Origin of the sequence: Ralstonia sp. RRA, from assembly GCF_037023145.1 — a bacterium.
Taxonomy (GTDB): domain Bacteria; phylum Pseudomonadota; class Gammaproteobacteria; order Burkholderiales; family Burkholderiaceae; genus Ralstonia.
In genome coordinates this window covers 1,637,588-1,663,310 of the sequence record NZ_CP146091.1, presented here as the reverse complement: position 1 = coordinate 1,663,310, position 25,723 = coordinate 1,637,588, and the positions used below count along the sequence as shown (strand labels likewise).

The following is a 25,723-nucleotide window of genomic DNA, read 5'->3' as shown; positions in this document are numbered from 1 at the left end:
CGGGTTGTTGTTGTGCGCTGCGGCATGTCACACAATCGCGGCCCCCATGTTTACCCGGCCATCTGAAAAACCCTGGGAACCGTTGTGGTGCAAGGGTTCGCAGGCTGTAGCTTTTTTTTACTCGCAAGTACAATACGCGATAGCGTTGCTGCGTCTCAACATGGCGTTTTCCCCTACGCAGAGCGCATTTTTCTGCACTGCGGAATTCACAACACTTGACGATTCGGCACTGTTTTTGCGCCATTTCCTGTGCTAATCGAGCGCCCCGATCCATGCCGACTTCCCCTGCCGTCCTGCCTGACGATTCCCTTATCAGCACCTTCGACTGGGCCGACCGCCCCGCCGCTGCCCCCGGATTCTCCGCACTGGGTGAGCGTTTTCTAACGCGTCTGCCACCCATGCCGATGTCCTCGGCGGGCGCACCGTATCTCGTGGGCTTCTCACCCGATGCGGCCGCCCCGCTGGGCATTGCGCGCGCAGCACTCGATACACCTGCCGGCCTGGATGTGTTCACGGGCAACACGATTGCCGCATGGAGCGATCCGCTCGCCACGGTCTACTCCGGTCACCAATTCGGTGTGTGGGCCGGCCAGCTAGGTGATGGCCGCGCGCTGCTGCTCACTGAGCTGCAGACCGCCAACGGCCCCTGCGAAATCCAGCTCAAAGGCGCCGGCCGCACGCCGTATTCGCGCATGGGCGACGGACGTGCCGTGCTGCGCTCGTCCATCCGCGAATTCCTGTGCTCGGAGGCGATGGCCGGCCTCGGCATCCCGACCACGCGCGCGCTGTGCGTGACCGGCTCCGATGCCCCGGTGCGCCGCGAAGAGATCGAAACAGCCGCCGTCGTCACGCGCCTGGCGCCGTCGTTTGTGCGCTTCGGTCACTTCGAGCACTTTGCCGCCAACGAGAAGCTGCCCGAACTGCGCGCGCTGGCTGACTACGTCATCGACCGCTTCTACCCGGACTGCCGCACCGCACCACAGCCTTACCTGGCCATGCTGCGCGAAGTCGCCCGCCGCACCGCCGAGTTGATGGCGCAATGGCAGGCCGTCGGCTTCTGCCACGGCGTGATGAACACCGACAACATGTCGATCCTCGGCCTCACGCTCGACTACGGCCCGTTCGGCTTCCTGGATGGCTTCAACGCCAACCACATCTGCAACCACTCCGACACCGGCGGCCGCTACGCCTACGCCCAGCAGCCGCAGATCGGCTACTGGAACCTGTTCTGCCTCGCACAGGCCCTACTGCCGCTGTTCGGCGAAGATCCCGACGTTTTCGTTGACTTGAGTGACGAAGCGCAGGCCCAGCCCGCCATTGATGCCGCACAAGACACGCTGCTCACCTACCGTGACGTCTACGGCGCGGCCTTCCACGCCCGCTACCGCGCCAAGCTCGGCCTGTCGACCGCTCAGGATGCCGATGAGACCCTCTTCGGCGACCTGTTCAAGCTGCTGCACACGCAGCGTACGGACTACACGCTCTTCTTCCGCCACCTCGCCGATGTGCGTCGTGACGACACACCCGCCGCGGCAGAAGCGCGCACCGTGCGCGACTTCTTCTTCGACCGCGCCGCTGCCGACGTGTGGCTGGCCGCGTATCGCCAGCGCCTGCAGGCCGAACCGCAATCCGACGATGAACGCGCGACCGCCATGCACCGCGTCAACCCGAAATACGTGCTACGCAACCATCTGGCCGAGATCGCCATCCGCCGCGCCAAAGAAAAAGATTTCTCCGAAGTCGAGAACCTGCGTGCCGTGCTGGCCCGTCCGTTTGACGATCACCCCGGCTTCGAGCACTACGCGCAGCCGGCACCGGATTGGGCGTCATCGCTGGAGGTCAGTTGCTCGTCGTGATCCGACATACCGACATGCGCCGCGCGTGATGCGCCGGAACTGACGCCATGCTCTAATCCGCGCCTGTCAGGATCGCCGCCGCAACACGACAAAACAACGTCAGCCGCCCACGAAGCGGCTGTCGATACCAACAAGGAGTCTCATCACCATGACCGTCCAGAAAACCAACGCCGAATGGCGTGACCAGCTCTCCGACATCGAATACCGCGTCACTCGCGAGGCCGCCACCGAACGCCCCTTCACCGGCGAGTACTGGGACCACTGGGAGCGCGGCGTCTACAACTGCGTGTGCTGCGGCACCCCGCTGTTTGGATCGTCGACCAAGTTCGATGCCGGTTGCGGCTGGCCGAGCTATTTCCAGCCTATCAACGGCGAGGTAATCGCCGAGAAGACCGACCATTCGCACGGCATGTTGCGCATCGAGGTGCAGTGCAAGAATTGCGGCGCGCACCTGGGCCACGTTTTTGAAGACGGTCCTGCGCCGACCGGCCTGCGGTATTGCATCAACTCGGCTGCGCTAAAATTCGGCGATTGATCTTTCGCATAGGCCCGCGCAAGCGCCCTACACGCACATTCACGCATGAAATTCCTGTTCGATCTGTTCCCGGTCATCCTGTTCTTCGCTGCCTTCAAGGTGGCCGGTATTTATGTGGCGACCACCGTCGCGATGGTCGCCACCGTGCTGCAGATCGCCTGGGTGTGGTTCAAGCACCGCAAGGTGGACGCCATGCAGTGGCTGTCGCTGCTCATCATCGGCGTGTTTGGCGGCGCAACGCTCATCTTCCACAACGACACCTTCATCAAGTGGAAGCCGACGGTGCTGTACTGGCTGTTTGGCGTTGTACTGCTGGGTAGCGTCGTGTTCGTCCGCAAGAACCTGATTCGCGCCATGATGGAGCAGCAGGTGTCGCTGCCCGAGTCGATGTGGGGCCGCCTGAACCTAGTGTGGGCCATCTTCTTTCTGGCCATGGGCGGCCTGAATCTGTACGTGGCTTACAACTACGACACCGACGTCTGGGTCAACTTCAAGCTGTTCGGCTCGATGGGCCTGATGGTGGTGTTCATCCTGGTGCAAAGCGTCTGGCTGGCGCGCCACATGCAGGAGCGCCCCGCCGAGGCCGCCAATGACCCCAGCGCCAAGGACAACTCGAAGGAACAGATCTGATGGCCGCAGACCCGCGCGAAATCGAGCGCCTGTTGCGCGAAGCCTTTCAGCCTGCCCACCTCGTCGTTGAAGACGACAGCGCCAAGCACGCCGGCCACGCCGGGGCAGCCTCTGGCGGCGGGCATTACAACGTCGACATCGTCAGCGCGGCCTTTGCCGGCAAGAGCCGCGTGGCGCGTCATCGCATGGTGTATGATGCGCTGCGCACGCTGTGGCCCACCGCCATTCATGCCCTGGCGATCCGCGCGGTCACACCCGAAGAAAACGTCTGAGTCCTTCCCTCGAACGCAATCCCATGAAGATTTCCAGCCTTACCGCCAGCCTGCTGGCTGTTGCCCTTGCTGCGACCGTCGCACCTGCCCTGGCCCAGAACGCTGCCGTGGTCAACGGCAAAGCCATCCCGAGCGCCAAGGTGGACGCGCTGATCAAGAAGTCGGGTCAGCCCGAATCGCCGGAGCTGCGCGGCAAAGCCCGCGAGATGCTGATCGACCGCGAACTGATTGAGCAGGACGCCGCCAAGCGTGGTCTGCTGGAGCGCGATGACGTGCAGGAACAGCTCGCTGCATCCCGCCTGAACGTGCTGGTTGCCGCCGAGTTTGAAGACTACGTCAAGAACAGCCCCGCCACCGAAGACGAACTGCACAAGCAGTACGACAAGATCAAGGCGCAGTTCGGCAACGGCAAGGAATACCACGCCCACCACATCCTGGTGGACAAGGAAGCCGACGCCAAGGCGATCATCGCCAAGCTCAAGGCCGGCGGCAATTTTGAAGCCATCGCCAAGGCACAGTCGAAGGACAAGGGATCGGGCGCCAACGGCGGCGATCTGGACTGGGCCAATCCGGGCACCTACGTGCCGGAGTTCTCGGCAGCGCTCACGGGCCTGAAGAAGGGTGAGATCACCCAGACGCCAGTCAAGTCGCAATTCGGCTGGCACGTGATCCGCCTGGACGACACGCGCGACGCGAAGATCCCGTCGTACGAAGAGGTCAAGCCGCAACTGCTCGAAATGATGATGGGCGACCAGAACTGGCAACGCAGCAAGTTCCAGGCAATGCTGAAGGATCTGCGCGAAAAGGCGAAGATCCAGTAACCAGCGCCCCGCACGGGGCCGTCAAAAAAGGGGCCTCGTGCCCCTTTTTGATTTTTGGGCCGCCGATAGATAGCGCGCAACCCGAAACCCTTGCCCAGTCAATCAGGTATGCCCCAAAACGCTTCTGAAGTGTTTGCTGAAAAGCGGTGAGATTTGTCTCATAATGTGCGCCCACGTGCGCCAGCTTTGCACTGCTTCGGTGCGCTCAAGAACGTCTGAAAACCAACCACGCCAGCGCGGGCTCATCCCGCCCGTTGTCAGAGCGAAACCACCCAAAAGGGAAACAGGAGATCCGTATGTCCAGCTTCAAGAATGCCGTTCGCCTTGCAGCGCTTGCCGCCATTCCGATGGCGCTTCTGCAAGCCACGCCGGCACTGGCCCAGGCCACCAAGTCGGTCGAAGTGTTGGCGATCGTTGAGCACCCGGCACTCGATGCCATCCGCGACGGCGCCAAGGAACAGCTGAAGGCCGAAGGCTTCGACGCCGGCAAGAACCTGAAGTGGGAATACCAGAGCGCCCAAGGCAGCACCGCTACCGCCGCGCAGATCGCCCGCAAGTTCATCGGTGACAAGCCGGATGCCATCGTCGCCATCGCCACGCCGTCGGCGCAGGCTGTTGTGGCTGCCACGAAGACCATCCCGGTGGTGTATTCCGGCGTGACGGACCCGGTTGCCGCGCAACTGGTCAAGAGCTGGGAGCCGACCGGCACCAACGTGACCGGTGTGTCGGACAAGCTGCCACTGGACAAGCAGATCGCTCTGATCAAGCGCGTGGTGCCGAATGCCAAGCGCGTGGGCATGGTCTACAACCCGGGTGAAGCCAACTCGGTGGTGGTCGTCAACGAACTGAAGAAGCTGCTGTCGGCCCAAGGCATGACGCTGGTGGAATCGGCTGCTCCGCGCACCGTGGACATCGCTCCGTCCGCCAAAAACCTGATCGGCAAGGTCGACGTGATCTACACGAACACCGACAACAACGTGGTGTCGGCGTATGAGTCGCTGGTGAAGGTGGCCAACGAAGCGAAGATCCCGCTGGTGGCTGGCGATACGGACAGCGTGAAGCGCGGTGCCATCGCTGCACTGGGCATCAACTACTACAAGCTCGGCCAGCAGACCGGCAAGGTCGTCGCCCGCATCCTGAAGGGTGAGAAGCCGGGCGCGATCGCTTCGGCCGGCAGCACCGATCTGGAACTGTTCGTGAACGAAGGCGCCGCCAAGAAGCAAGGCGTGACCCTGTCGGCAGACCTGCTGAAGGACGCCAAGGAAGTCATCAAGTAACTCGCAAGGCGCCAGGTCGGCCTCCGCACAACCGGAGCCGGCCCGGCGCGGGTCTGGCTGCCCGAGCCCCAACGTGGCTATCCGCCGCATAATGGCCGGGCGCTTACGCTCCTACCCACAAGCGTCCCCGTTCATTGCACACAGGCCGGTGCCCAACCACCGCGCTTTACTCTGTCATGTCACTGTTTTCATTGCTCGGCGCCCTGGAGATCGGTCTGATCTTCAGTCTCGTGGCGCTCGGGGTGCTGATCTCCTTCCGCATCCTCAACTTCCCTGACCTCACTGTCGACGGCAGCTTCCCCATGGGCGGCGCGGTGGCGGCCACGCTCATCGCCGGCGGACACGATCCGTTCGTGTCGACCCTGTGCGGCACGCTGGCCGGTGCCTTCGCGGGCTTCGTCACGGGCTGGCTCAACGTGCGCCTGAAAATCATGGATCTGCTCGCCAGTATCCTGATGATGATCGCGCTGTACTCGGTCAACCTGCGCATCATGGGCAAGCCGAACGTACCGCTCATCTCTGAGCCGACGGTGTTCTCGCTGCTGCAGCCGGAATGGATGCCTGACTACGTCTTCCGCCCGGTGCTGCTGGGTGTGGTCGTGGTGATCGTCAAGCTGCTGGTGGACTGGTTCTTCTCCACGCAGATTGGCCTGTCGTTGCGTGCCACCGGCGCCAACCCGCGCATGGCGCGCGCCCAAGGCGTGGCTACCGGCCGCGCCACGCTGGCCGGCATGGCGCTGTCCAACGCGCTGGTCGCCCTTGCTGGTGCGCTTTACGCGCAAACGCAAGGCGGCGCTGACGTGTCGATGGGTATCGGCACCATCGTCATCGGCCTGGCTGCCGTCATCATCGGCGAGACCGTGCTGCCGGCACGCCGCCTGGTGCTGACCACGCTGGCCGTGGTGGTGGGCGCGATCTTGTATCGCTTTTTCATCGCCCTGGCGCTCAACAGCGATTTCATCGGCCTGCAGGCGCAGGATCTGAACATGGTGACCGCCGCGCTGGTGGTGATCGCGCTCGTGCTGCCGGGTGTGCGCCGCAAGGTGTTCGGCAAGTTCGCCAAGACTGCAACCAAGGGGAACTGACATGCTGAGCGCACAAAACCTCACCCTCACCTTCAACCCCGGCACCCCCATCGAAACGCGCGCACTGCGCGGCCTGTCACTGGAGATTCCCACGGGCCAGTTCGTGGCCGTGATCGGCTCGAACGGCGCTGGCAAGTCGACGTTCCTGAACTCCATCAGCGGCGACCAGTTGGTCGATTCGGGCAGCATCACCATCAACGGTGAAGACGTTACCCGCAAGACCGCATGGCAACGTGCCGACAAGGTCGCCCGCGTGTTCCAGGACCCGATGGCCGGCACCTGCGAGAACCTGACCATCGAAGAGAACATGTCGCTGGCCATGTGCCGCGGGCAGCGTCGCGGCTTCAAGTTCGCGACCAACCGCAAGTGGCGCGAGATCTTCCGCGAGCAACTGCGCCGGCTGGACCTCGGGCTGGAGAACCGCCTGACCGATCGCATCGGTCTGCTCTCCGGCGGCCAGCGCCAGGCCGTGAGCCTGCTGATGGCCTCGCTGCAGCCGTCGCGCATCCTGCTGCTGGATGAGCACACCGCCGCGCTGGACCCGAAAACGGCTGCCTTCGTGCTGGAGCTGACCGCCAAGATCGTCTCGGAGTCCAAGCTGACGACGATGATGGTGACGCACTCCATGCGCCAGGCGCTCGACTACGGCGACCGCACGGTGATGCTGCACCAGGGCAACGTGATCCTCGACGTGCAAGGCGAGGAGCGCAAAGGCCTGGATGTGCCGCACCTGCTGCAGAAGTTCGAAGAAACGCGCGGCGCCAAGGTGGACGACGACGCGCTGCTGCTGGGCTGATGCCGGCGTAACGCTTCAACGCACCATGAAGAACGGGCACCTTCGGGTGCCCGTTTTCTTTTCACCCATGGAGTCGCCGCCAAGCCGCCTGCCTACAATGCACAGTCAACCGTGATGTCTTTCGCATTCTTGAACACCCTGCCATGACCAAGGCACGCCGTCCGGCCATCAGCATTGCGCCCGATCAGAACCAACAAGACGCGCCAACGCTGTCGAAAGGGCAGAAATCATTCAACGCACTGATCAAGCAGATCGAGAATCGGCGCAAGCGGCTAGCTGACTGGGAGGCAGCCACCATCCAGTTTCAGGGCCGGTATGCCGGCGAGTTCTTGCCGCTTGAGCGAACACGCGTCGATTTGCAAATCCGGATGGTGCGCAGCCTTGACCAGGCCTACGAGCACGATGGGCTCACCAAGCCCGAGCGCCGCAAGATATCCGCCCTCATCGTCGATCTGGCCGGCAACTTGATCGATGAAGAAGCCAGCCTCAAGGCCATCTACAACAAGTACAGCGGAACGGACTTCGATCGTGAAGCCTCAGCACAAGCCGCGGAAATGAAATCGCGGCTGGAGGCGATGCTTGGTGTCGATCTGGGGGATGACGCGGATGCGCATTCGCAGGACACCGTGCTGAAACGCGCCCGAGCGCACATCGAGCAGCAGGCGGCGAAAAAGGCAGCACTCGCAAGCAAGCGCGAAGCCCGCCGGGCTGCCCGGGAAAAATCCCCCAAACAGCTTGCGGCGGAAGCACGCGAGCAAGAGGAACAGGCGCAGATCACCCTGTCCATTCGCGAGGTCTATCGCAAGCTCGCCAGCGCCCTGCACCCCGACCGCGAGACCGATCCACAGGAACGCGATCGGAAGACTCGGCTCATGCAGCGCGTCAACGAGGCCTATGACAAGGGCAACCTGTTGCACCTGCTGGAGTTACAGCTTGAACTCGACCACATCGACCAGCGCTCAATCAACCACCTGAGCGAAGCGCGGCTGACGCACTACAACGAGATTCTGAAAGACCAGGTGCGCGAACTCGACCGACAAATCCACCGCGTCGAGACGACGTTCCGGCACACCTACGGGTACCATCGGGCCGGGGCGCTATCTCCGGATGCGCCCCTGCAGAACCTCGCCACCAACATCGGTGCCCTGCACCACACGATTCGCAACCTTGAGCAGGACCTTGCCGCATTTGACGACATCAAGGATCTGAGGCGCATGTTGAAACGCGCGCAATCGACCAGCGATTCGATACCCTTTTGAAAGGGAATCGGTTCAATCCAACAAAACGGGCACCCGAAGGTGCCCGCCCTGTTTGGTGCGACCGAAACTACGATCAGAAGCGGTGCTGCAGACCCGCCGTCACACCAATCTGGCTGTTGCCGTAGCCAACCACATCACGCGACAGGCTCACGTTCTGGCCGTTCTGGGCCTTGGCGTAGGCCGCCGACAGATACGCCGTGGTGCGCTTGGACAGCGCGTACTGGCCACGCAGCGAGAACAGGATCGGATCCGCCGAGTTGTTCACGCCCTTGATGTTCTGCTTGTACACCGCGCCGTACAGCGTGAACGCCGGCGTGAAGTCGTAGCTGGCACCGGCCCAATACATGTCGCTGCGCTGGGTGGCGGCGGTCGTGGTGAACGCGCGCTTGTAGTTGCGGTAGCCCGCGAACAGCTTCAGTGCACCGAAGTCGTAGCTGGCACCGGCGTGGATGCCCTGGATGTAGTCCGTCGTGTCAGCCGGCGTCACGCTCGTGCCCGCGCCGTTCTGGCGATCCCACGTGGCGGCAGCCGAGAAGCCGCCCACGCTGTAGCCGACACCCAGGTCGTACTTGGACGAGCGCTTGAAGTTGCCTGCTGCCTCGCCAAAGCCAACGGTGGCGCCCAGCTTCAGGCCACCGAAGGTGCCGTCATAGCGGATGGCATCCGACGAGCGCGAGAACAGACCGTCCTTGCGGCCGCCCGTGGCGGTGGACGACGTGGCCCACGAGTAGTTCGGTGCGTAGCCCATCGGGTCATACGGCAGCATGAAGTCGTACGTGGTCGTGAAGGTGCGACCGGCCACCACTTGGCCAAAGCCACCTGCCAGACCCACCACGGCGCGGCGGTCGAACAGCACGTTGTCGGTGTCCAGCTTGCCGGTGTCGACGGCGATGCCGCTTTCCAGGTTGAACAGGGCCTTCAAGCCGCCGCCCAGGTCTTCCGTGCCGCGCATGCCCCAGCGCGACGTATTCTTGCCGCCCGACACCAGACGGGTGACGCTGCCACCGTTCTGGCCAGCGTGGTTCACATACTCGACGCCCGAGTCGACGATCCCGTACAGGGTCACGTTGGAGGATTGTGCGGCTGCAGAGCCGGCGGTGGCGAATGCAACTGCCGCCAGCGCCATCGAAGTCATTTTCATCAGGTCTCCCTTATTCGTTGTCCTGCCGCAAGCGCCGCCGTGACGGGGTCTTGGGCGGCACGGATCGTATGAGGGACGCACTTTCAGTTCACTTTCGATTGCCGGGAAATTGGGAGGGTGTACCTAGGCAGAATCGGGGGTTTCCCCTAGCTTCAAAACGCGGAGGGATATCTGTATTTCTCTGCGGCTCTGCAAGAAGAATCCGATATGCGCATCCTGTTGGTCGAAGACAACCTGAAGCTGGCCAGTACGCTGGAAGAAGCCCTCAGCCAGGCCGGCTTTACGGTTGACTGCGTGCACGACGGCCACGCGGCTGATCTGCTGCTGACCACGCAGGACTACGCCCTGGCCATTCTCGACCTCGGCCTGCCGCGCCTGGATGGGCTGGAAGTGCTGCGCCGCCTGCGCGCCCGCAAGAACCCCCTGCCGGTGATGATCCTGACCGCACACGGCGCCGTGGAAGAACGCGTGCGCGGCCTGAACCTCGGGGCTGACGATTACCTTGCGAAACCGTTCGACCTGACCGAAGTGGAAGCGCGCGCCCGCGCATTGATCCGCCGCAGCCACGGCCACGAGAGCACGCAGTTGCAATGCGGCCCGCTGCACTACGACGGCATCAGCGGGGCCTTCACGCTCAACGGCGAACTGCTCGCCCTCACCGGCCGCGAGCGCGCTGTGCTGGAGGTGCTGATGCTGCGCGACGGCCGCGCCGTCAACAAAGCCGCCATCTCGGAAAAGATCTTCAGCATCAACGAATCGGTCAACGCCGATGCCATCGAGATCTATGTGCACCGCCTGCGCAAGAAGCTCGACGGCAGTGGCGTGGCCATCGTCATGCTGCGCGGACTCGGCTATTTGCTGGAAGCCACACCGGGCGCGCCAGCAGATGCGGCCCCATGAGCCAGCCGAGCCTACGCCGGCAGCTCTCGCTCTGGCTGCTGTTGCCGCTGTTGGGGCTGCTCGCGCTGGATGCCTGGCTGACCTACGCGCGCGCCATGAACGCCGCGCACGCCGCGTTTGACCGCACGCTGGGCGCATCGCTCAAGGCCATGCACGAAGGCGTACGCCTGCGCGAAGGGCGCTTCGGCATCGACCTGCCCTATCTGGCGCTGGAAATTCTGGAGTCGGAAACCGGCAGCAGCATCTTCTACCGGATTGCCGATACCGCTGGCAACACGCTCACCGGCTACAACGAACTGCCTCTGCCCGGTGGGCGGCAACCCACGCCGTATCACTCCGTTTTCTACGACACCACGTTCCGCAATATGCAGGTGCGCGTAGCAGCCCAGGCGGTACCCGTGCGCGACGCGCAGTCCTCGCAGATTCAGTTGGTGTGGCTACTGGTGGGCGAAACGCTGGAGCCGCGTGAGGCGTTGGCCCACGAGATCCTGGCGGGCTCGCTGCAGCAGGAAGTGCTGCTGGTGGTGCTGGCCGTCGGCATTGTCTGGCTGGGCGTACGGCGCGGGCTGCGGCCGTTACGGCAGTTGAGCGAAAGCATGGCCGGCCGCGGCACCGATGAACTGGCCCCCCTGCACCAGCACGGCTTGCCTGCGGAAGTCGCCCCGCTGGTGGAGGCCATCAACCAGTACGTGGCGCGCCTGCTGCGCATGGTGCAGGCCCGCAAGCGCTTCTTTGCCGATGCGGCACATCAATTGAAGACGCCGCTGGCCGTCATCCAGGCGCAATCGGAACTCGCCCTACGCGAGCCCGACGGCGATCGCATCCGCCGCCACCTTGAGCCGCTGCACGGCACCGTGCGACAGGCCGCGCGTGGCGTGCAGCAGTTGCTGTCGCTTTCGCGTCTGGAAACCGACAGCGGTTACGCCCCGCAACTCCAGCCGCTGCGCCTCGACACGCTGGCCGGTGATGTGGCGCTCGAACTGGCACCGGTGGCACGCAAATCCGGCGTCGATCTCGGCTTTGAAGGCGACGAACCCGTGACCGTGGCCGGCGAGCCCCAGTGGCTGCAAGAACTGGTCGGCAACCTGCTTGACAACGCCATCCTCTATGCCGGCCACGGCGCGCGGGTCACGCTGCGGGTCAAACGGCAGGCGATGGCCATGCTCGGCGAACAGGCCGTGCTGCAAGTGGAAGATGACGGCCCCGGCATTGCCGTGCCCGAGCGCGATGCGGTCTTCAGCCGGTTCTATCGTGGCGCTGTATCGGAGGGCCACGACGGCAGTGGCCTGGGCCTGGCCATTGTGCGCGAGATTGCGCGCATGCATGGTGGCACCGTTGCACTGTCGGAAACACATGGCGGTGGGCTGACTGTCAGCGTCTATCTGGCGCTCGCGCCGGTCGACGAATCTGTGTAGCGGTTGCTGCAGGACAACATCTATTTCTGAGCGACACGGCATGCGGCCACGCGCCGTGCACCGTTTGCGTGACGACGCGGCGCACCAATTCCAGGCAGATTAATCGCCCGGTCTGCTCCGGCAGAATTGGCTCCATTCCCCATCTGTAACGCCCGCCGCACCTGCGCTGGCCGCGACCTACACTCAGAGCACACCCCAGTCGTCACCCAATCGGCCGCCGAGCTTGCTCGGGCAAGGCATCCGGGGTTTTCCCTATTGTGGTGCCGTGGGCCCCTACGCCCATTGGCCGTGCCTGTGGCACCGCCTGAAATGGCTCCATCAAATAACCAGGATTGGGTCCACTTTGCAAAACAATGAGCCGCTATAGTCCATCCACAAATCGTCACAACACGACATGTTGACCGGCCCCGATGGGCTTAGGAACGGCAGGAGGCAGCAAATGAAAACCGACGACGTGATCGTCAGCTTTCGCGGTGTACGCAAGACGTATGACGGCGAGACCCTCGTAGTCAAACACTTGGATCTCGACATCTACCAGGGCGAGTTCCTCACCCTGCTCGGCCCCTCCGGCTCGGGCAAGACCACCTGCCTGATGATGCTGGCCGGGTTTGAATTCCCGACCGGCGGCGAGATCCGCCTGGAAGGCGCGCTGCTCAACAACGTGCCGCCGCACAAGCGCAACATCGGCATGGTGTTCCAGAACTACGCGCTGTTCCCGCACCTGACGGTGGCGCAGAACGTGGAATACCCGCTGACCGTTCGGAAGATTCCCGCCAGCGAGCGCGCAGACCGCGTGCACAAGGCCCTGCAGATGGTGCGCATGGAAGGCTTTGCCAAGCGTTACCCCGCGCAGCTCTCCGGCGGCCAGCAGCAGCGCATTGCCCTTGCCCGCGCGCTGGTGTTCGAGCCCAAGCTGGTGCTGATGGATGAACCGCTGGGCGCGCTCGACAAGCAACTGCGCGAACACATGCAGTACGAGCTGAAGTCGCTGCACGAAAAGCTGGGCGTGACGTTCGTCTACGTGACGCACGACCAGGGCGAAGCGCTCACCATGTCCGACCGCGTGGCGGTGTTCGACAAGGGCATCGTGCAGCAGCTCGACACGGTGGACAGCCTGTACGAACGCCCCTGCAACGAGTTCGTCGCCAACTTCATCGGCGACAGCAACACGCTGCGCGGCACCGTCACCCGCATCGACGGGGACTACTGCGAGCTGCAGCTCAACGACGGCGCGCGCATCCTGGGCCGCAACATTGCCGGCGCCAGCGTTGGCGCCACGGCCACCGGCTGCATCCGCCCCGAGCGCATGCGCCTGGCGGAAGGGGCTTCCGCCGCCGGCAACGCCATCACCGGCCAGACACGCGGCCTCGTCTACTTTGGTGACCACGTGCGCATGCGCTGCGCCCTGCCCGATCAACCCGAATGTTTCGTCAAGGTGCCCCTGGGCACGCGTGCGCTAGAAGGCTTTGCCCCCGGCGCGCCGATCCAGCTTGAATTCGCACCCGAACACCTGCGCGTTTTTGCATGACGCACGCGAGCAACCCTGCCCGCATGCCACGACCACACGTTGTACCCACACGCCAAAAAGAGGAGCCAGGAATGAAACACATCGCCAAGACGCGTCTGTCCGTACTTGCCGGCGCGTTCGCCATTGCATTCGGTGCACACGCTGCAGAGATCACCGTCGTCAACTTTGGCGGCGCCAACGGCGACGCGCAGAAGGCCGCCTTCAACAAGCCGTTCGAGACGCAGACCGGCAACAAGGTCACCGTGGTCGAATACAACGGCGAGCAGGCCAAGATCAAGGCCATGGTGGAAGCCAAGCACGTCAACTGGGACGTGGTGGAAGTCGAATCCGGCGACATCGGCCGCGGCTGCGACGAGGGCCTGTTCGAGAAGCTCGACTGGAGCAAGATTGCCAAGAAGCCAGACCTGATTCCGGAGTCCCCGCAGACCTGCGGCGTCGGCTTCTTCGTGTGGTCGACCGCGTTGGCCTACAACGCCGACAAGCTCAAGACCGCGCCCACCGGCTGGGCCGACTTCTGGGACGTGAAGACTTTCCCGGGCAAGCGCGGCATGCGCAAGGGTGCGCGCTACAACCTGGAGTTCGCGCTGATGGCCGATGGCGTGCCGGTCAAGGACGTCTACAAGGTGCTCGCCACCAAGGACGGCCAGAACCGCGCGTTCAAGAAGCTCGACCAGTTGAAGCCGTACATCCAGTGGTGGGAAGCCGGCGCGCAGCCGCCGCAGTTCCTGGTGGCCGGTGACGTGGTGATGTCCACCGCATTCAACGGCCGCATCGATGCCGCACAGCGTGAAGGCAAGAACCTGAAGGTGGTCTGGAACGGCAGCATCTACGATCTGGACTACTGGGCCATCCCCAAGGGTGCACCCAACAAGGCGCTGTCCGAGCAGTACATCGCCTACACACTGTCGCAGAAGCCGCAGCAGGAGTACGCCAAGCACATCGCGTACGGCCCGGCCAACGTGGCGGCCATCAAGGCACTGGATGCCAAGACGCAGGCCAACATGCCCAACTCGCCCGAGAACGCCAAGAACGCCGTGCTGCAAAACCTGCAGTTCTGGACCGACCACGGCGACGAGCTGGAACAGCGCTTCGCCTCGTGGGCGTCGAAGTAACGATGTAGTGCAGTGACCGCGCGGATGCTGTGTCGAGTCGACATGGCATCCGCCGGATGAATCTCCGCAGCATTTGGCGAGGGCAGCTTGAACACCATGACGATCGCGGCTGAATCGGTTCCGGAATCGACGGCCAAACTCAAACGCGAATTGAAGAGCGCTGAGGCGCGCAGGCGTGCCATGGCGCTGGCGCTGGTGGCGCCGCTCGCCATCTTTCTGCTGCTGATCTTTGTGGTGCCGATCGGCGCCCTGCTCACGCGCGCCGTGCAGAACCCCGAGGTGGCCGACGCGCTGCCCAAGACGGTAACCGCGCTCAAGAACTGGGACCGCAAAGCCCCACCCGCCGATGCCGCCTACGTTGCATTGGCCGCTGACCTCACCACAGTGAGCGAAGGCGAAGCGATGGGCGCCCTGGCCCGCCGCCTGAACACCGAAATCCCCGGTTTCCGCTCGCTGGTCGCCAAGACTGCGCGCGCCATGCCGCTGGCTGATGACCAAGGCAAAGCACTCACACTCACGCCCGAACAGACCCGCGCCAAGCTCCTCGAACTCGACGACCGCTGGGGCGACACCACCTACTGGCAGGCCATCGCCAAGAACGGCAGCCGCACGTCGCCGTTCTACCTGCTGGCCGCCCTCGATCACCGGCAAGATGCCTTCGGCCATATCGAAGCCACCGATCCCGACGAGCAGATCTACGTGACGGTGTTCATCCGCACCTTCGTCATCAGCGCGATGGTGACGCTGTTCGCGCTGCTGCTCGGCTACCCGCTGTCGTACTGGATTGCCTCGCTGCCGGAGCGCCGCGCCAACCTGGTGATGGTGCTGGTGCTGATCCCGTTCTGGACGTCCATCCTGGTACGTGTGGCGGCGTGGATCGTGCTGTTGCAGACCGAGGGCCTCATCAACCACGGCCTGATGGACCTCGGCATCATCAAGGAGCCGCTGGCGCTGCTGTTCAACCGCGTGGGCGTGTACATCTCGATGACGCACATCCTGCTGCCGTTCATGATCCTGCCGCTGTACAGCGTGATGAAGTCGATCCCGCCGACGTACCAACGCGCAGCCGTGTCGCTGGGCAGCCATCCGTTTGCCGCATTCTGGCGCGTGTACGTGCCGCAGACGTATCCGGGCATCGGCGCCGGTGCGCTGCTGGTGTTCATCCTCGCACTCGGCTACTACATCACCCCCGCGCTGCTGGGCGGCCCGAACGACCAGATGGTCAGCTACTACGTGGCCTACTTTACCAACGTCACCATCAACTGGGGCATGGCCTGCGCGCTGGGCGCCCTGCTGTTGCTCGCCACGCTGGTGCTCTACGCGGTGTATGGGCGCTTTACCCGACCCAAGGTTCGCGTCGGTTGAACGGAGCCCATCGACTATGAAACTCGCCAAACCGATGTTCGCCCCGCACACCTCGCTCGTCGAGCGCGTGTGGTACTTCACCCTGCGCGGCCTGGCCGTGCTCACGCTGCTCTACCTCGTGCTGCCGGTGCTGGTGATCGTGCCGCTGTCGTTCTCGTCGAGCACGTTCCTCTCGTACCCGATTCCGAGCTATTCGCTGCGCTGGTATCAGAACCTCGTCACGTCGGATGAATGGCGCATGGCGGCCAAGAACAGCTTCATCGTCGCGCCTGCGGCCACGATCGTGGCAACGGTGCTGGGCACGCTGGCGGCCATCGGCCTGAACAAGGCGGACTTTCGCGGCAAGGGCTTGCTGATGGCCGTGCTGGTGTCGCCGATGATCGTGCCGGTGGTCGTCGTCGGTGTCGGCATGTATCTGTTCTTCGCGCCGCTGGGGCTCGCCAATACGTATATCGGACTGATCCTCGCGCATGCGGCGTTGGGCGTGCCGTTTGTGGTGACGACGGTGTTGGCGACGCTGCAGGGTTTCAACCACAACCTCGTGCGGGCGAGTCTGTCGCTGGGCGCCAATCCTGTGATGACGTTCTTCCGCATCACCCTGCCGGTGATTGCGCCGGGCGTGATTTCGGGGGCGCTGTTTGCCTTTGCTACGTCGTTTGACGAGGTGGTGGTGACGCTCTTCCTGGCCGGCGCGGACCAGGTCACACTGCCGCGTCAGATGTTTACCGGGATTCGCGAGAACATCTCGCCGACCATCGCCGCGCTGGCGACGATCCTCATCGTGTTCTCGACTTGCCTGCTGCTGACGTTCGAGTGGCTGCGTGGGCGTGCGGCCGCCAAGGCCGTTGCGTAGGCCAACCTCAAAACCGGTTGATCATCCCGATCTGCACGCCACGCACGGGCGCGCCGGGGTAGGCAGTCGGCAAGCCCGTCACGTTGACGCCGCGCAGCGTGAAGGTGGCATTGCCGCGATTGCGCAACGCACCGGCGCTGGCATACAGCATGAGCCTGCGCGAAACTTCGTACTCGGTCGCGGCGCTGAACTGGTCCGCATTCGCATTGCCGCCCGAACGATCACGCACGCGGGCATAGCCCACCGAGGCACGCCAGCGCGCATTGAATGCATAGCGCGCCGAGACCGACACCCCGTCGTTGTGCGCGCGCGGCGACCCGCCATCGCTGTTGAAGAACGCCAGGTACGCGGTGGTCTTGCCGATGCGGTACGACACGCCGCCGAGGTTGGCCCGCAGCGCCCCGCTACCGTTGGTCTGCTGGTGCGCATACGACGCGTGGAACGGTCCGTTGCTGTAGGCAATGGTCTCGTAACTGCCGGCCAGGCCTGTGCCGCTGCCACCATTGCTACTGTCGCGCGCGGCCATCATCAGCGTTGCCGTCCAACCGCCGAGGTTGGGCGACAAGTACGTGACGCCATTGTTGGTGTACGGCGTGATCCTGGAGAAGTTGTTCAGGCCCGAGGCAATCGTGCCCGCGCCAAAGGCATCCAGCGCCCCCTTGAAGGGGATGTAGATGGGCGAATACTGGCGCCCCACACGCACCTCGCCCCACGGCGCACCCACGCCGATCCAGGCCTGACGGTTGAACAACGTGCCTGGCGCAGCAAAGGAACCGTCATCCGAGCCGAAACCGTTTTCAAGCGTAAATAGAATGCGCGTGTCCGCGCCGATCGGCTCGGCGCCGCGCAAGCCGAAGCGTGAGCCGCGATAGGCGCCCGAATCCATCCGCGGCGTCCACGTACTCCCCGCGTTCGTCACTTCGATGCTCGTATCGAGCGAGCCGTACAGCGTGACCGTGCCCTGTGTGGCCTGTGCGCCTTCCGCGCAGGCAGCCTGAACGCCGAACCCTGCCGCGAACGCGACGCACACCAGCCCATACGGCCGCACGTGCCCGCGTGAAGGAAAAATCGACATGCGTTGTGTTCCCTCTTTGCCCAAGTTGGGCTCCCCAATAAAAATCGGCCGCATGCGCAAACATTGGGCGCATGCGGCCGTGTCCAGCCCAGCTTGGTTTACTTCAGCGCGTAGGCGATGACGTAATCCCCACGATCGGGCGACTGACGCGCCCCACCCGCCGAGATCAGGATGTACTGCTTGCCCGTTTTGGGCGACACGTAGCTCATCGGACCGCCTTGGCTACCCACGGGCAGGCGGGCCTTCCAGACCTCCTTGCCGGTGCTGCTGTCGAATGCGCGCAGGTAGTAATCCTGCGTGCCGGCAATGAACACCAGCCCGCCCTGCGTCGCCAGCGTACCGCCTAGCGTCGGCATGCCCACCGGCATCTTCATGCCCATCTTGATGCCCATCGGGCCCGTGTCCTGCACCGTACCGACCGGCACCTGCCACAGGATCTTGCGCGTCGTCAGGTCGACCGCCGACAGCGTGCCGAACGGCGGCTTCTGGCACGGCACGCCCAGCGGCGACATGAAGCGATCCTTATTGACCGCGTAAGGCGTGCCCTTGAGCGGCACCGCCCCCATGCCTGCGTTGACGGCTTCCCCGCCGTTGCTGGCAGGCGTGTTGGCATCCGTCTTTTGCGGAATCATCTGCACCCACAGCCCCAGGCGCATGTCGTTGACGAAGATGACGTTGTGGTTCGGGTCGGTCGACACGCCGCCCCAGTTCATGCCACCCAGCGAGCCTGGAAAGCTCAGCGACACATCGGTATCCGGCGCCGTGAACAGGCCGTCATAGCGCATCGACTTGAACTTGATACGGCACATCAGCTGGTCAAACGGCGTGGCGCCCCACATGTCCGACTCCTTGAGCGGCCCGGCGCCAATGGTCGGCATGCCGACCGAGAACGGCTGCGTCCTGCTGTACTGCTCCCCCGGAATCTTGGCCAGCTTCACGGGGCGCTCTTCCACCTGGGTGAGCGGCTGGCCGGTCTGGCGATCCAGCACGAAGAGCTGGCCCGACTTGGTGCCGAACACAACTGCCGGCTTGGTGGTGCCGCCCGCCTGCGGAAAATCGATCAGCGTCGGCTGCATCGGGATATCGAAGTCCCACAAGTCGTTATGCACGGTCTGGTAGACCCACTTCTCCTTGCCCGTGGTGGCATCGAGCGCCAGGATCGACGTGGCGTACTTGTGGTCCAGCGGCGTGCGGTTCGCGCCCCACAGGTCCACCGACGAACTGCCCATCGGGATGAACACCGTGTTCATCGCTGCGTCGTACGACATCGGCGCCCAGGAGTTCGGCGTGCTGCGCTTCCAGGTTTCGCCTGGCTTGAGCGCCGCATTCGGGTCATCATGGCCGGGGTCGAACGCCCAGCGCATCTGTCCGGTGATGACGTCAAAACCGCGCATCACACCGCCCGGCATGTCGGTCTGCACGTTGTCCGCCACGCGTCCGCCCAGGACGACGGTGGTGCCGGCCATGGTCGGCGCGGAGGTGAGCTGGTATTTCGGATCGCTCGCGTCACCCATGCCGGCTTTAAGGTCCACCGTACCGTGGTTGCCGAAGCGTTCGCACAGGGCACCGTCGTCTGCATTGATGGCGATGAGACGCGCGTCGATCGTGTTCATCAGAATGCGGCGCTGGCACGGATCATCGGCCGCGATGGCCGGAGCGATCACCGGGGTGGCGCCTGCGGCGGTGGGCTGCGCAACCGGCTGCGTGGCGTCGAAATAAGCCAGACCGCGGCAGCGGTTCCAGACCTGTGCTTTCGCGTTGATCTCGCGCTTCCAGAGTTGCGCGCCGGTGTCAGCATCCAACGCGATGACGTTGTTGTGCGGCGTGCAAAGGAAAACGCGGTCACCGATCTGCAGCGGCGTTTCCTGGTCTTCCGCACCGCTGCCGGTGGGGCTCAACGGCACGTCGCCGGTGTGGGCCGTCCAGGCCACCTGCATCTGGCCAACGTTGTCGCGCGTGATCTGGTCCAGCGCTACGAAGCGGCTGCCGCCGGGCGTGTTGCCGTAGTGGCTCCAATCCTTCTGAGCCTTGTTCTTGTCCAGCGGCACTAGCGGCTGCGGCGCGCCGCTGAACGCGACGGTGGGATGCGGCACAAACATCTGCGCAAACGTTACCCCCATCGCCACGGCAATCGCTGCGGCCAGTGCGTAAGACACACCCGCAGCGGGCGCTTTGGACTCGCGCTTGCGCAACGCAGGCCACGTGGCCAGCAGCAGCGCCGTCAACCCGGCCGGCAGCATGAGGCGCGACACCAGCGGCCAGAAGTCGAAGCCCGCATCCACCCACGCCCAGGCCAGCGTGCCAATCAGCACCAGCCCGTATAGCGGCACCGCTGCGGCGCGGCGACGGAACAGCTGGATCGCCGCCAGCACCGTCACGATGCCTGCGACGAGGAAATATGCACTCCCGCCCAACGAAACCAGCTTGGCGCCGCCGACTGCAAAAAACAGCCCCGTCAGGAGCAGCACGAGCCCCAGCAGCCAGCACCACACATCCAATGCGCCCGGCGAGCGCCCGTTACCCTTCGACATAAACGCCTCAACAATCCTCAAATCCAGTGGGCGGGTGCGGTTTTGCTGCACCCGCACATATTTTAGCTTTGATTCTGCTAAGGCAATGGTCAGGCTGCGGATTCTTGCATTTGGCTGCGCCCGGGGGGCGAAGTGCGCGACGCTAACCGCGAGGTTCAGAGGAACATCCCGCCCGAAGCCTCAATCCGCTGCGCATTGATCCACCGGTTGTCCGGCGACAGCAGCGACGCCACCACGCCACCAATGTCATCCGGCACGCCAGCGCGGCCCAGGGCCGTGTTGGAGGCCACCATGGCGTTGAGATTCGCGTTGTCACGCACGGCACCGCCACCAAAGTCCGTCTCGATGGCACCGGGCGCCACCACGTTCACCGCAATGCCGCGCGCGCCAAGCTCCTTCGCCAGATACTTGGTCAGCACCTCGATCGCGCCCTTCATCGCCGCATACGCGCCATAGCCCGGCAGCGCAAAGCGCGCCAGCCCCGACGAGATATTGACGATGCGCCCGCCGTCGGCCATCAGCGGCAGCAGGATCTGCGTGAGGAGGAACACGCCCTTGAAGTGCACGTTCATCAGTTCGTCGAACTGAGCTTCGGTCGTCTCGGCCACGGTGGCGTGCACGCCGACGCCTGCGTTGTTGACGAGGAAATCGAAACGCTCGGCCTTCCATTGCGCCAGCACACCGCGCACGGCATCCGCAAACGCCGGGAAGGTAGCGATCTTGCCGGTGTCGAGTTGCAGCGCGGCGGCGCGGCGGCCCTGAGCGGTCAGCTCGGCCACCAGCGCATCGGCGTCTGCGCGGTTGCTGCGGTACGTGAAAATCACGTCGGTGCCGCGCTGGGCCAGCTTCTGCACCATGTTCTTGCCGAGGCCGCGGCTGCCGCCGGTCACGATGGCGATGGGGGTATGGGTCTGGGTCATCTTGCTCTCCGTTGGGTTAAGGGTGCGGGTTGTCACACTGCGCACCGTGAGAGCATGGTATTAGGCGATAAAACAAGAATAAATCTCGCCTATCCTATTTCTGTGTTTGCCCACAGATAACAATCGCCCCACCCTCGCCATGTCCACCAACCGACTCGAAGCCATGCAGATCTTTGTGCGCGTGGCTGAACTTGCCAGCTTTACGCGCGCCGCGGAGGCGCTGAGCATCCCCAAGCCGGCCGCCTCGGTGGCGGTGCAGCAGCTGGAGACGATGCTCGGCACGCGCCTGCTGCACCGGACCACCCGCAAGGTGCAACTCACGCAGGACGGCCAGACCTTCTACGAGCGCTGCCAGGACCTGCTGGCCGACATGGATGAACTGCAGACCATGTTCCGCCAGAGCCCGCAGGCGCTGCGCGGCCGGTTGCGTGTCGACATGCCGGTGGGCGTTGCACGCCGCATCGTCATCCCCGCCCTGCCCGGCTTTCTGGACGCGCATCCCGATCTGGAAATCGAACTCTCCAGCACCGACCGCCGCGTCGACCCGGTGCGAGAAGGTTTCGATTGCGTGCTGCGCATCGGCGCGCTGACCGACAGCAGCCTGATCGCCCGACCGCTCGGCCAACTGCATCAGGTCAACTGCGCCAGCCCCGCGTACATCGCACGCTATGGCATGCCGACGACGCTGGAAGACCTCGACCACCATCGCATCGTCCATTACGTGCAGACGCTGGGGACGAAATCGCCGGGGTGGGAATACACGGTGGATGGCCGTTCGGCGTTTCGACCGATGCAAGGCGCGGTGACGGTCAGCTCGGCGGAAAGCTATGACGCTGCGTGCCGCGCAGGGCTGGGGATGATTCAGGCGCCGGTATATGCGGGGCTATCATCCGCCATTGCAGATGGAACGCTGGTGGAGGTGATGCCCGACCTGCGCCCGCCGCCGATGCCGGTGTCGCTGGTGTATCCAAACCGGCGGAATCTGCCCGTGCGGGTGCAGGTGTTCATGCACTGGATGGAGGGGTTGTTGGGTCCGTATCTGGAGGCGCGGCCTTCGGGTTCGTTGTAAGAGCCGCTAACAAAACTGTCCTGGCAAGGCGTGCCGACGCAGACAGTACTGAAGTGCGGCAAGGAGGCGCAATGACGCCAGGGCGGTTTTGTTAGCGGCTCTAAGTCGCCTGTCAAATGACCTGTTTGCCTCGAACAGGTCGCCTCCTTTCCATTTGAGACGCCGCTGAACCTATAAAATACGGCTTCGCCGCGATTCCCGTGGCAACCGCACTCAGCACCCATGTTACGTTTAAGCGAAGTCAAACTCCCTCTGGACCATGCCGACGACGATCTTGAAGCCGCAGTTCGCGCGCGCCTCAAGGATCTCGGCGTTGCGGCAGACGGGCTCGTCCGTTACACCGTATTCCGCCGTGCCCACGATGCACGCAAGCGCTCGGATATCAAGCTGACCTATATCGTCGACGTCGAAGTCAAGGACGAGGCGGCGGTGCTCAAGCGGATTGCCGGCAAGCCGCATTGCGGGGTGACGCCGGACATGACCTACCGCTTTGTTGCGCAGGCACCCGAGCACACGACGCGCCCGCGTCCGGTGGTGATCGGCATGGGGCCATGCGGCCTGTTCGCGGGGCTGATCCTCGCGCAAATGGGGTTCCGTCCCATCATCCTCGAACGCGGCAAGGCCGTGCGCGAGCGCACCAAGGACACCTTTGGCCTGTGGCGCAAGAGCGTACTCAACCCGGAATCCAACGTGCAGTTTGGCGAAGGCGGGGCCGGGACGTTTTCCGACGGCAAGCTGTATAGCCAGATCAAGGATCCGCACCACTATGGCCGCAAGGTGCTCGAAGAGTTCGTCAAGGCGGGCGCACCGGAAGACATCCTGTATCTGAGCCGGCCGCACATTGGCACGTTCCGCCTCGTCAGCATGGTGGAAAAAATGCGCGCGACCATCCACGAACTGGGCGGCGAAGTGCGCTTCGAAACCCGGGTTGACGATATCGAAATCGATCAGGGCAAGGTGCGCTCGCTCAAGCTCTCGAACGGTGAAACGCTGCGGTGCGACCACGTCGTGCTGGCCGTTGGCCACAGCGCCCGCGACACCTTCCAGATGCTGCACGATCGCGGTGTGTATATGGAAGCGAAGCCGTTTTCGCTGGGTTTTCGCATCGAACATCCGCAGGGGCTGATCGATCGCGCCCGCTTCGGCAAGTTTGCGGGCCACAAGCAACTCGGCGCGGCTGACTACAAGGTGGTCCACCACTGCAGCAATGGCCGGGCGGTCTACAGCTTTTGCATGTGCCCAGGCGGCACGGTGGTCGCGGCAACCTCCGAGCCGGGTCGCGTGGTCACCAATGGCATGAGCCAGTATTCCCGCGCCGAGCGCAACGCGAATGCGGGCATCGTCGTCGGCATCACGCCGGAAGACTATCCCGGCGGGCCGCTGGCGGGCATCGCGTTCCAGCGCAAATGGGAAGAGCGGGCATTCGAACTCGGCGGCGGCAACTACCAGGCGCCCGGTCAACTGGTCGGTGATTTCATCGCCGGCCGGCCGTCGACGTCGCTTGGCTCCGTCATCCCGTCGTACAAGCCGGGCGTGCACCCGACCGATCTCAGCACGGCGCTCCCGGACTACGTGATCGAAGCCATCCGTGAAGCACTCCCCCAGCTCGATAAGAAGATCGCAGGCTTCGCGCTGCACGATGCTGTGCTCACCGGCGTGGAGACGCGCACTTCTTCACCGCTGCGGATTCGCCGCAAAGACAATTACCAAAGCATGAACGTCGAAGGTCTGTATCCGGCTGGCGAAGGTGCCGGGTATGCCGGTGGCATCTATTCGGCGGCCATCGACGGCATCGAAGTGGCGCAAGCGGTAGCACTCAATCTGACATCAACACACGCGTCCTGACGTGTGGGAGTGAGGGCGGCTGGTGAGCCGCCGCACGACGCGAACGCGCGGTCTCCTGAAGCCAGCAAGTCATGCACGCGTGCGCTCGGCAATATGCGGGGCGCTCATCGGCCATTGCAGATGGCACGCTGACGGCGGTGAGCCCGCTTCTCGTCCACCGCCGATGCCGGTGTCTTTGGTGTATCCGAACTGGCGGGATCTGCCCGTGCGAGTGCAGGTATTTATGAATTGGATGGAGGGGTTGATGCAGGGGTATGTGGAGCGTGGTTCGGGCGAGTAGGGAAATTGTGGGTCAGATGATCTGTCTACAAACGAAGAGCACCACAACCACCCAGAAACTCAGGCCGAGGATAAAAACCGGGTTCTGCCCCATCTGCTTTGGATCGCATCGGTTCAGAGTGAACACTCTGACTAGGACCGCACCGGTTCCCCAGAGAAAATGGCCACCCACGACGTCCAGAATGAAACCTGCAATCCAATCCAGCATCCTCAGCCTCGTTGTTGGGTCACTAACATTGCATGCTATTTGCACAGATTACTGATCTCGCCATTGGGTTCCGAATCCCCGCGTTATCTTTTCGAAATAAGAACGGCACCTGATCAGTCAGAGCAATTGGCCAAACCGAACAACGTTCGATGCAAGCGCCCTGTCCTTGATGGCGTTTGTTCACGCGAAAATACCAAAAAAAACGCGCCGGGCGTAACCTCGGCGCGTCTTTCATTGCCTTGATCGCAACAACAGCCAGAATCACCCCACGCTGCCGCCAGCCTCCTGCCGGCCCTGCATCGACAACAACGACGCAGGCACCCAGCCATCCAGCAGCTTGAGCAGCAGGCCAAAAACGCTCGCCCCCGCCAAAACAAACGCGGTATTCCGCAGCGCGGTGGGATACCCGATCTCCCCGGCATTCAAGAACGGATAGGGATACCACCCGCTCAACGCGCCATGCACGAAAGTGTATGCAAGCCAAGCCGCGGGCCAGATCAGCGACAGCGCGACGGTCGACCACCCGATGCGTGGCCGGGGGCCAAACAGCAGCCAGCCGACAAGCGCCATCCATGGCGAGACGTAGTGAAAGCCGTTTGACGCCAAAAGCGCCAATCCGGTTGCCTTCGAGGTCGGCGCAAGCACGATGTGAAACACCAGCCCCGTTGTCGCGATGCCGAGCAAACCATCCAGCCTGAGTACGCGCCACCATTTGCCATCTCGCGCAGGGTCCATCACGAGAGAGATGGCAGCCACCGCAACCAGGATGTTGCTTTGGATGGTGAAGTAGCTGAACAACCGGACAAGCCGCGTGGCAAGCGAGACCTGGCTACCCACACCGCTGACGGTCACGCTGAGCTGCACGATCAGTGCAACGACAATGACAGCGGCCAACACGGCATGCCATGCCCGTGCCGGCCGCATCGGTGATGCATTGGCCAACTCAGCCAC

23 protein-coding genes and 1 pseudogene are annotated in these 25,723 nt (G+C 63.6%); 18 read left to right on the top strand and 6 right to left on the bottom strand.

The genetic code is table 11. The annotated features are described in order from the left end of the window. The first annotated feature begins 272 nt into the window (after positions 1 to 272). The 9 genes from V6657_RS08235 to V6657_RS08195 all read left to right on the top strand — a co-directional run bounded on the left by V6657_RS08235 (position 273) and on the right by V6657_RS08195 (position 8,531). The gene (locus tag V6657_RS08235; RefSeq protein ID WP_048932436.1) at positions 273 to 1,856 is read left to right on the top strand and encodes a YdiU family protein; all 1,584 of its coding nucleotides are present in this window, start codon (positions 273 to 275) and stop codon (positions 1,854 to 1,856) included. 148 nt (positions 1,857 to 2,004) lie between these two features. Beyond that, positions 2,005 to 2,391 carry a peptide-methionine (R)-S-oxide reductase MsrB gene (gene msrB, locus V6657_RS08230; protein WP_048932437.1) on the top strand — a complete coding sequence of 129 codons (387 nt, stop codon included), beginning with the start codon at positions 2,005 to 2,007 and terminating at the stop codon, positions 2,389 to 2,391. A gap of 45 nt (positions 2,392 to 2,436) precedes the next feature. Beyond that, positions 2,437 to 3,021, top strand: coding sequence for a septation protein A (locus tag V6657_RS08225; RefSeq protein ID WP_048932438.1), 585 nt, complete (start codon positions 2,437 to 2,439; stop codon positions 3,019 to 3,021). After that, entirely contained in the window at positions 3,021 to 3,293 is a 273-nt protein-coding gene (locus V6657_RS08220; protein ID WP_048932439.1) for a BolA family transcriptional regulator, read from the top strand. The genes V6657_RS08225 and V6657_RS08220 overlap by 1 nt, the downstream gene beginning before the upstream one ends. Positions 3,294 to 3,316: 23 nt before the next feature. Beyond that, the gene (locus V6657_RS08215; protein WP_048932440.1) at positions 3,317 to 4,114 is read left to right on the top strand and encodes a peptidylprolyl isomerase; all 798 of its coding nucleotides are present in this window, start codon (positions 3,317 to 3,319) and stop codon (positions 4,112 to 4,114) included. A gap of 296 nt (positions 4,115 to 4,410) precedes the next feature. Then, on the top strand, positions 4,411 to 5,391 hold the full coding sequence (locus V6657_RS08210; RefSeq protein WP_048932441.1) for an ABC transporter substrate-binding protein: 981 nt from the start codon (positions 4,411 to 4,413) through the stop codon (positions 5,389 to 5,391). Between the two features lie 176 nt (positions 5,392 to 5,567). Then, positions 5,568 to 6,476, top strand: a complete 909-nt coding sequence (locus tag V6657_RS08205) for an ABC transporter permease (protein ID WP_048932442.1) — start codon at positions 5,568 to 5,570, stop codon at positions 6,474 to 6,476. Between the two features lies 1 nt (position 6,477). Continuing rightward, on the top strand, positions 6,478 to 7,272 hold the full coding sequence (locus V6657_RS08200) for an ABC transporter ATP-binding protein (protein WP_048932443.1): 795 nt from the start codon (positions 6,478 to 6,480) through the stop codon (positions 7,270 to 7,272). A 143-nt stretch (positions 7,273 to 7,415) separates the two neighbouring features. After that, positions 7,416 to 8,531 carry a J domain-containing protein gene (locus V6657_RS08195; protein WP_048932444.1) on the top strand — a complete coding sequence of 372 codons (1,116 nt, stop codon included), beginning with the start codon at positions 7,416 to 7,418 and terminating at the stop codon, positions 8,529 to 8,531. Positions 8,532 to 8,604: 73 nt separating this feature from the next. Here V6657_RS08195 and V6657_RS08190 read toward each other — a convergent pair whose 3' ends face one another. Continuing rightward, positions 8,605 to 9,672 (bottom strand): porin, encoded by a 1,068-nt coding sequence (locus tag V6657_RS08190; protein WP_048932445.1) that lies wholly within the window; start codon positions 9,670 to 9,672, stop codon positions 8,605 to 8,607. A gap of 207 nt (positions 9,673 to 9,879) precedes the next feature. Here V6657_RS08190 and V6657_RS08185 point away from each other — a divergent pair, with 207 nt between their 5' ends. The 6 genes from V6657_RS08185 to V6657_RS08160 all read left to right on the top strand — a co-directional run bounded on the left by V6657_RS08185 (position 9,880) and on the right by V6657_RS08160 (position 16,845). After that, on the top strand, positions 9,880 to 10,572 hold the full coding sequence (locus V6657_RS08185) for a response regulator (protein ID WP_048932446.1): 693 nt from the start codon (positions 9,880 to 9,882) through the stop codon (positions 10,570 to 10,572). Further along, on the top strand, positions 10,569 to 11,987 hold the full coding sequence (locus V6657_RS08180) for a sensor histidine kinase (RefSeq protein WP_048932447.1): 1,419 nt from the start codon (positions 10,569 to 10,571) through the stop codon (positions 11,985 to 11,987). Before V6657_RS08185 ends, V6657_RS08180 begins: the two co-directional genes overlap by 4 nt. Before the next feature lie 439 nt (positions 11,988 to 12,426). Beyond that, the gene (locus V6657_RS08175; RefSeq protein ID WP_048932448.1) at positions 12,427 to 13,515 is read left to right on the top strand and encodes an ABC transporter ATP-binding protein; all 1,089 of its coding nucleotides are present in this window, start codon (positions 12,427 to 12,429) and stop codon (positions 13,513 to 13,515) included. Between the two features lie 71 nt (positions 13,516 to 13,586). Then, positions 13,587 to 14,627, top strand: a complete 1,041-nt coding sequence (locus V6657_RS08170; RefSeq protein WP_048932449.1) for an ABC transporter substrate-binding protein — start codon at positions 13,587 to 13,589, stop codon at positions 14,625 to 14,627. Between the two features lie 96 nt (positions 14,628 to 14,723). Further along, entirely contained in the window at positions 14,724 to 15,992 is a 1,269-nt protein-coding gene (locus V6657_RS08165) for an ABC transporter permease (protein WP_048932852.1), read from the top strand. Positions 15,993 to 16,008: 16 nt separating this feature from the next. Continuing rightward, entirely contained in the window at positions 16,009 to 16,845 is an 837-nt protein-coding gene (locus tag V6657_RS08160) for an ABC transporter permease (protein WP_048932450.1), read from the top strand. Positions 16,846 to 16,852: 7 nt separating this feature from the next. Here the strand turns inward: V6657_RS08160 and V6657_RS08155 are convergent, their stop codons facing one another. The 3 genes from V6657_RS08155 to V6657_RS08145 form a co-directional block, all read right to left on the bottom strand. Continuing rightward, the gene (locus tag V6657_RS08155; RefSeq protein WP_053166314.1) at positions 16,853 to 17,920 is read right to left on the bottom strand and encodes a porin; all 1,068 of its coding nucleotides are present in this window, start codon (positions 17,918 to 17,920) and stop codon (positions 16,853 to 16,855) included. Positions 17,921 to 18,018: 98 nt separating this feature from the next. Continuing rightward, positions 18,019 to 20,451 (bottom strand): glucose/quinate/shikimate family membrane-bound PQQ-dependent dehydrogenase, encoded by a 2,433-nt coding sequence (locus V6657_RS08150; RefSeq protein ID WP_048932451.1) that lies wholly within the window; start codon positions 20,449 to 20,451, stop codon positions 18,019 to 18,021. Positions 20,452 to 20,606: 155 nt separating this feature from the next. Further along, positions 20,607 to 21,371, bottom strand: a complete 765-nt coding sequence (locus tag V6657_RS08145) for an SDR family oxidoreductase (RefSeq protein ID WP_048932452.1) — start codon at positions 21,369 to 21,371, stop codon at positions 20,607 to 20,609. Between the two features lie 139 nt (positions 21,372 to 21,510). Between V6657_RS08145 and V6657_RS08140 the strand changes: the two genes are divergently transcribed. From V6657_RS08140 to V6657_RS08130, 3 genes and pseudogenes are all read left to right on the top strand, one after another. Beyond that, positions 21,511 to 22,440: a LysR family transcriptional regulator gene (locus tag V6657_RS08140; RefSeq protein ID WP_048932453.1), complete on the top strand. Its 930-nt coding sequence runs from the start codon at positions 21,511 to 21,513 to the stop codon at positions 22,438 to 22,440. Between the two features lie 222 nt (positions 22,441 to 22,662). Then, positions 22,663 to 24,285: an NAD(P)/FAD-dependent oxidoreductase gene (locus V6657_RS08135; RefSeq protein WP_048932454.1), complete on the top strand. Its 1,623-nt coding sequence runs from the start codon at positions 22,663 to 22,665 to the stop codon at positions 24,283 to 24,285. Positions 24,286 to 24,436: 151 nt separating this feature from the next. After that, positions 24,437 to 24,565: pseudogene (locus tag V6657_RS08130) on the top strand (LysR family transcriptional regulator); the annotation flags it as partial. Between the two features lie 12 nt (positions 24,566 to 24,577). On the opposite strand, the gene V6657_RS08125 reads toward V6657_RS08130, so the two are convergent. Together V6657_RS08125 and V6657_RS08120 are read right to left on the bottom strand one after the other, a co-directional pair. Then, positions 24,578 to 24,772 carry a hypothetical protein gene (locus V6657_RS08125; RefSeq protein ID WP_048932455.1) on the bottom strand — a complete coding sequence of 65 codons (195 nt, stop codon included), beginning with the start codon at positions 24,770 to 24,772 and terminating at the stop codon, positions 24,578 to 24,580. A gap of 261 nt (positions 24,773 to 25,033) precedes the next feature. Beyond that, positions 25,034 to 25,723: a Pr6Pr family membrane protein gene (locus V6657_RS08120; protein WP_200900877.1), complete on the bottom strand. Its 690-nt coding sequence runs from the start codon at positions 25,721 to 25,723 to the stop codon at positions 25,034 to 25,036.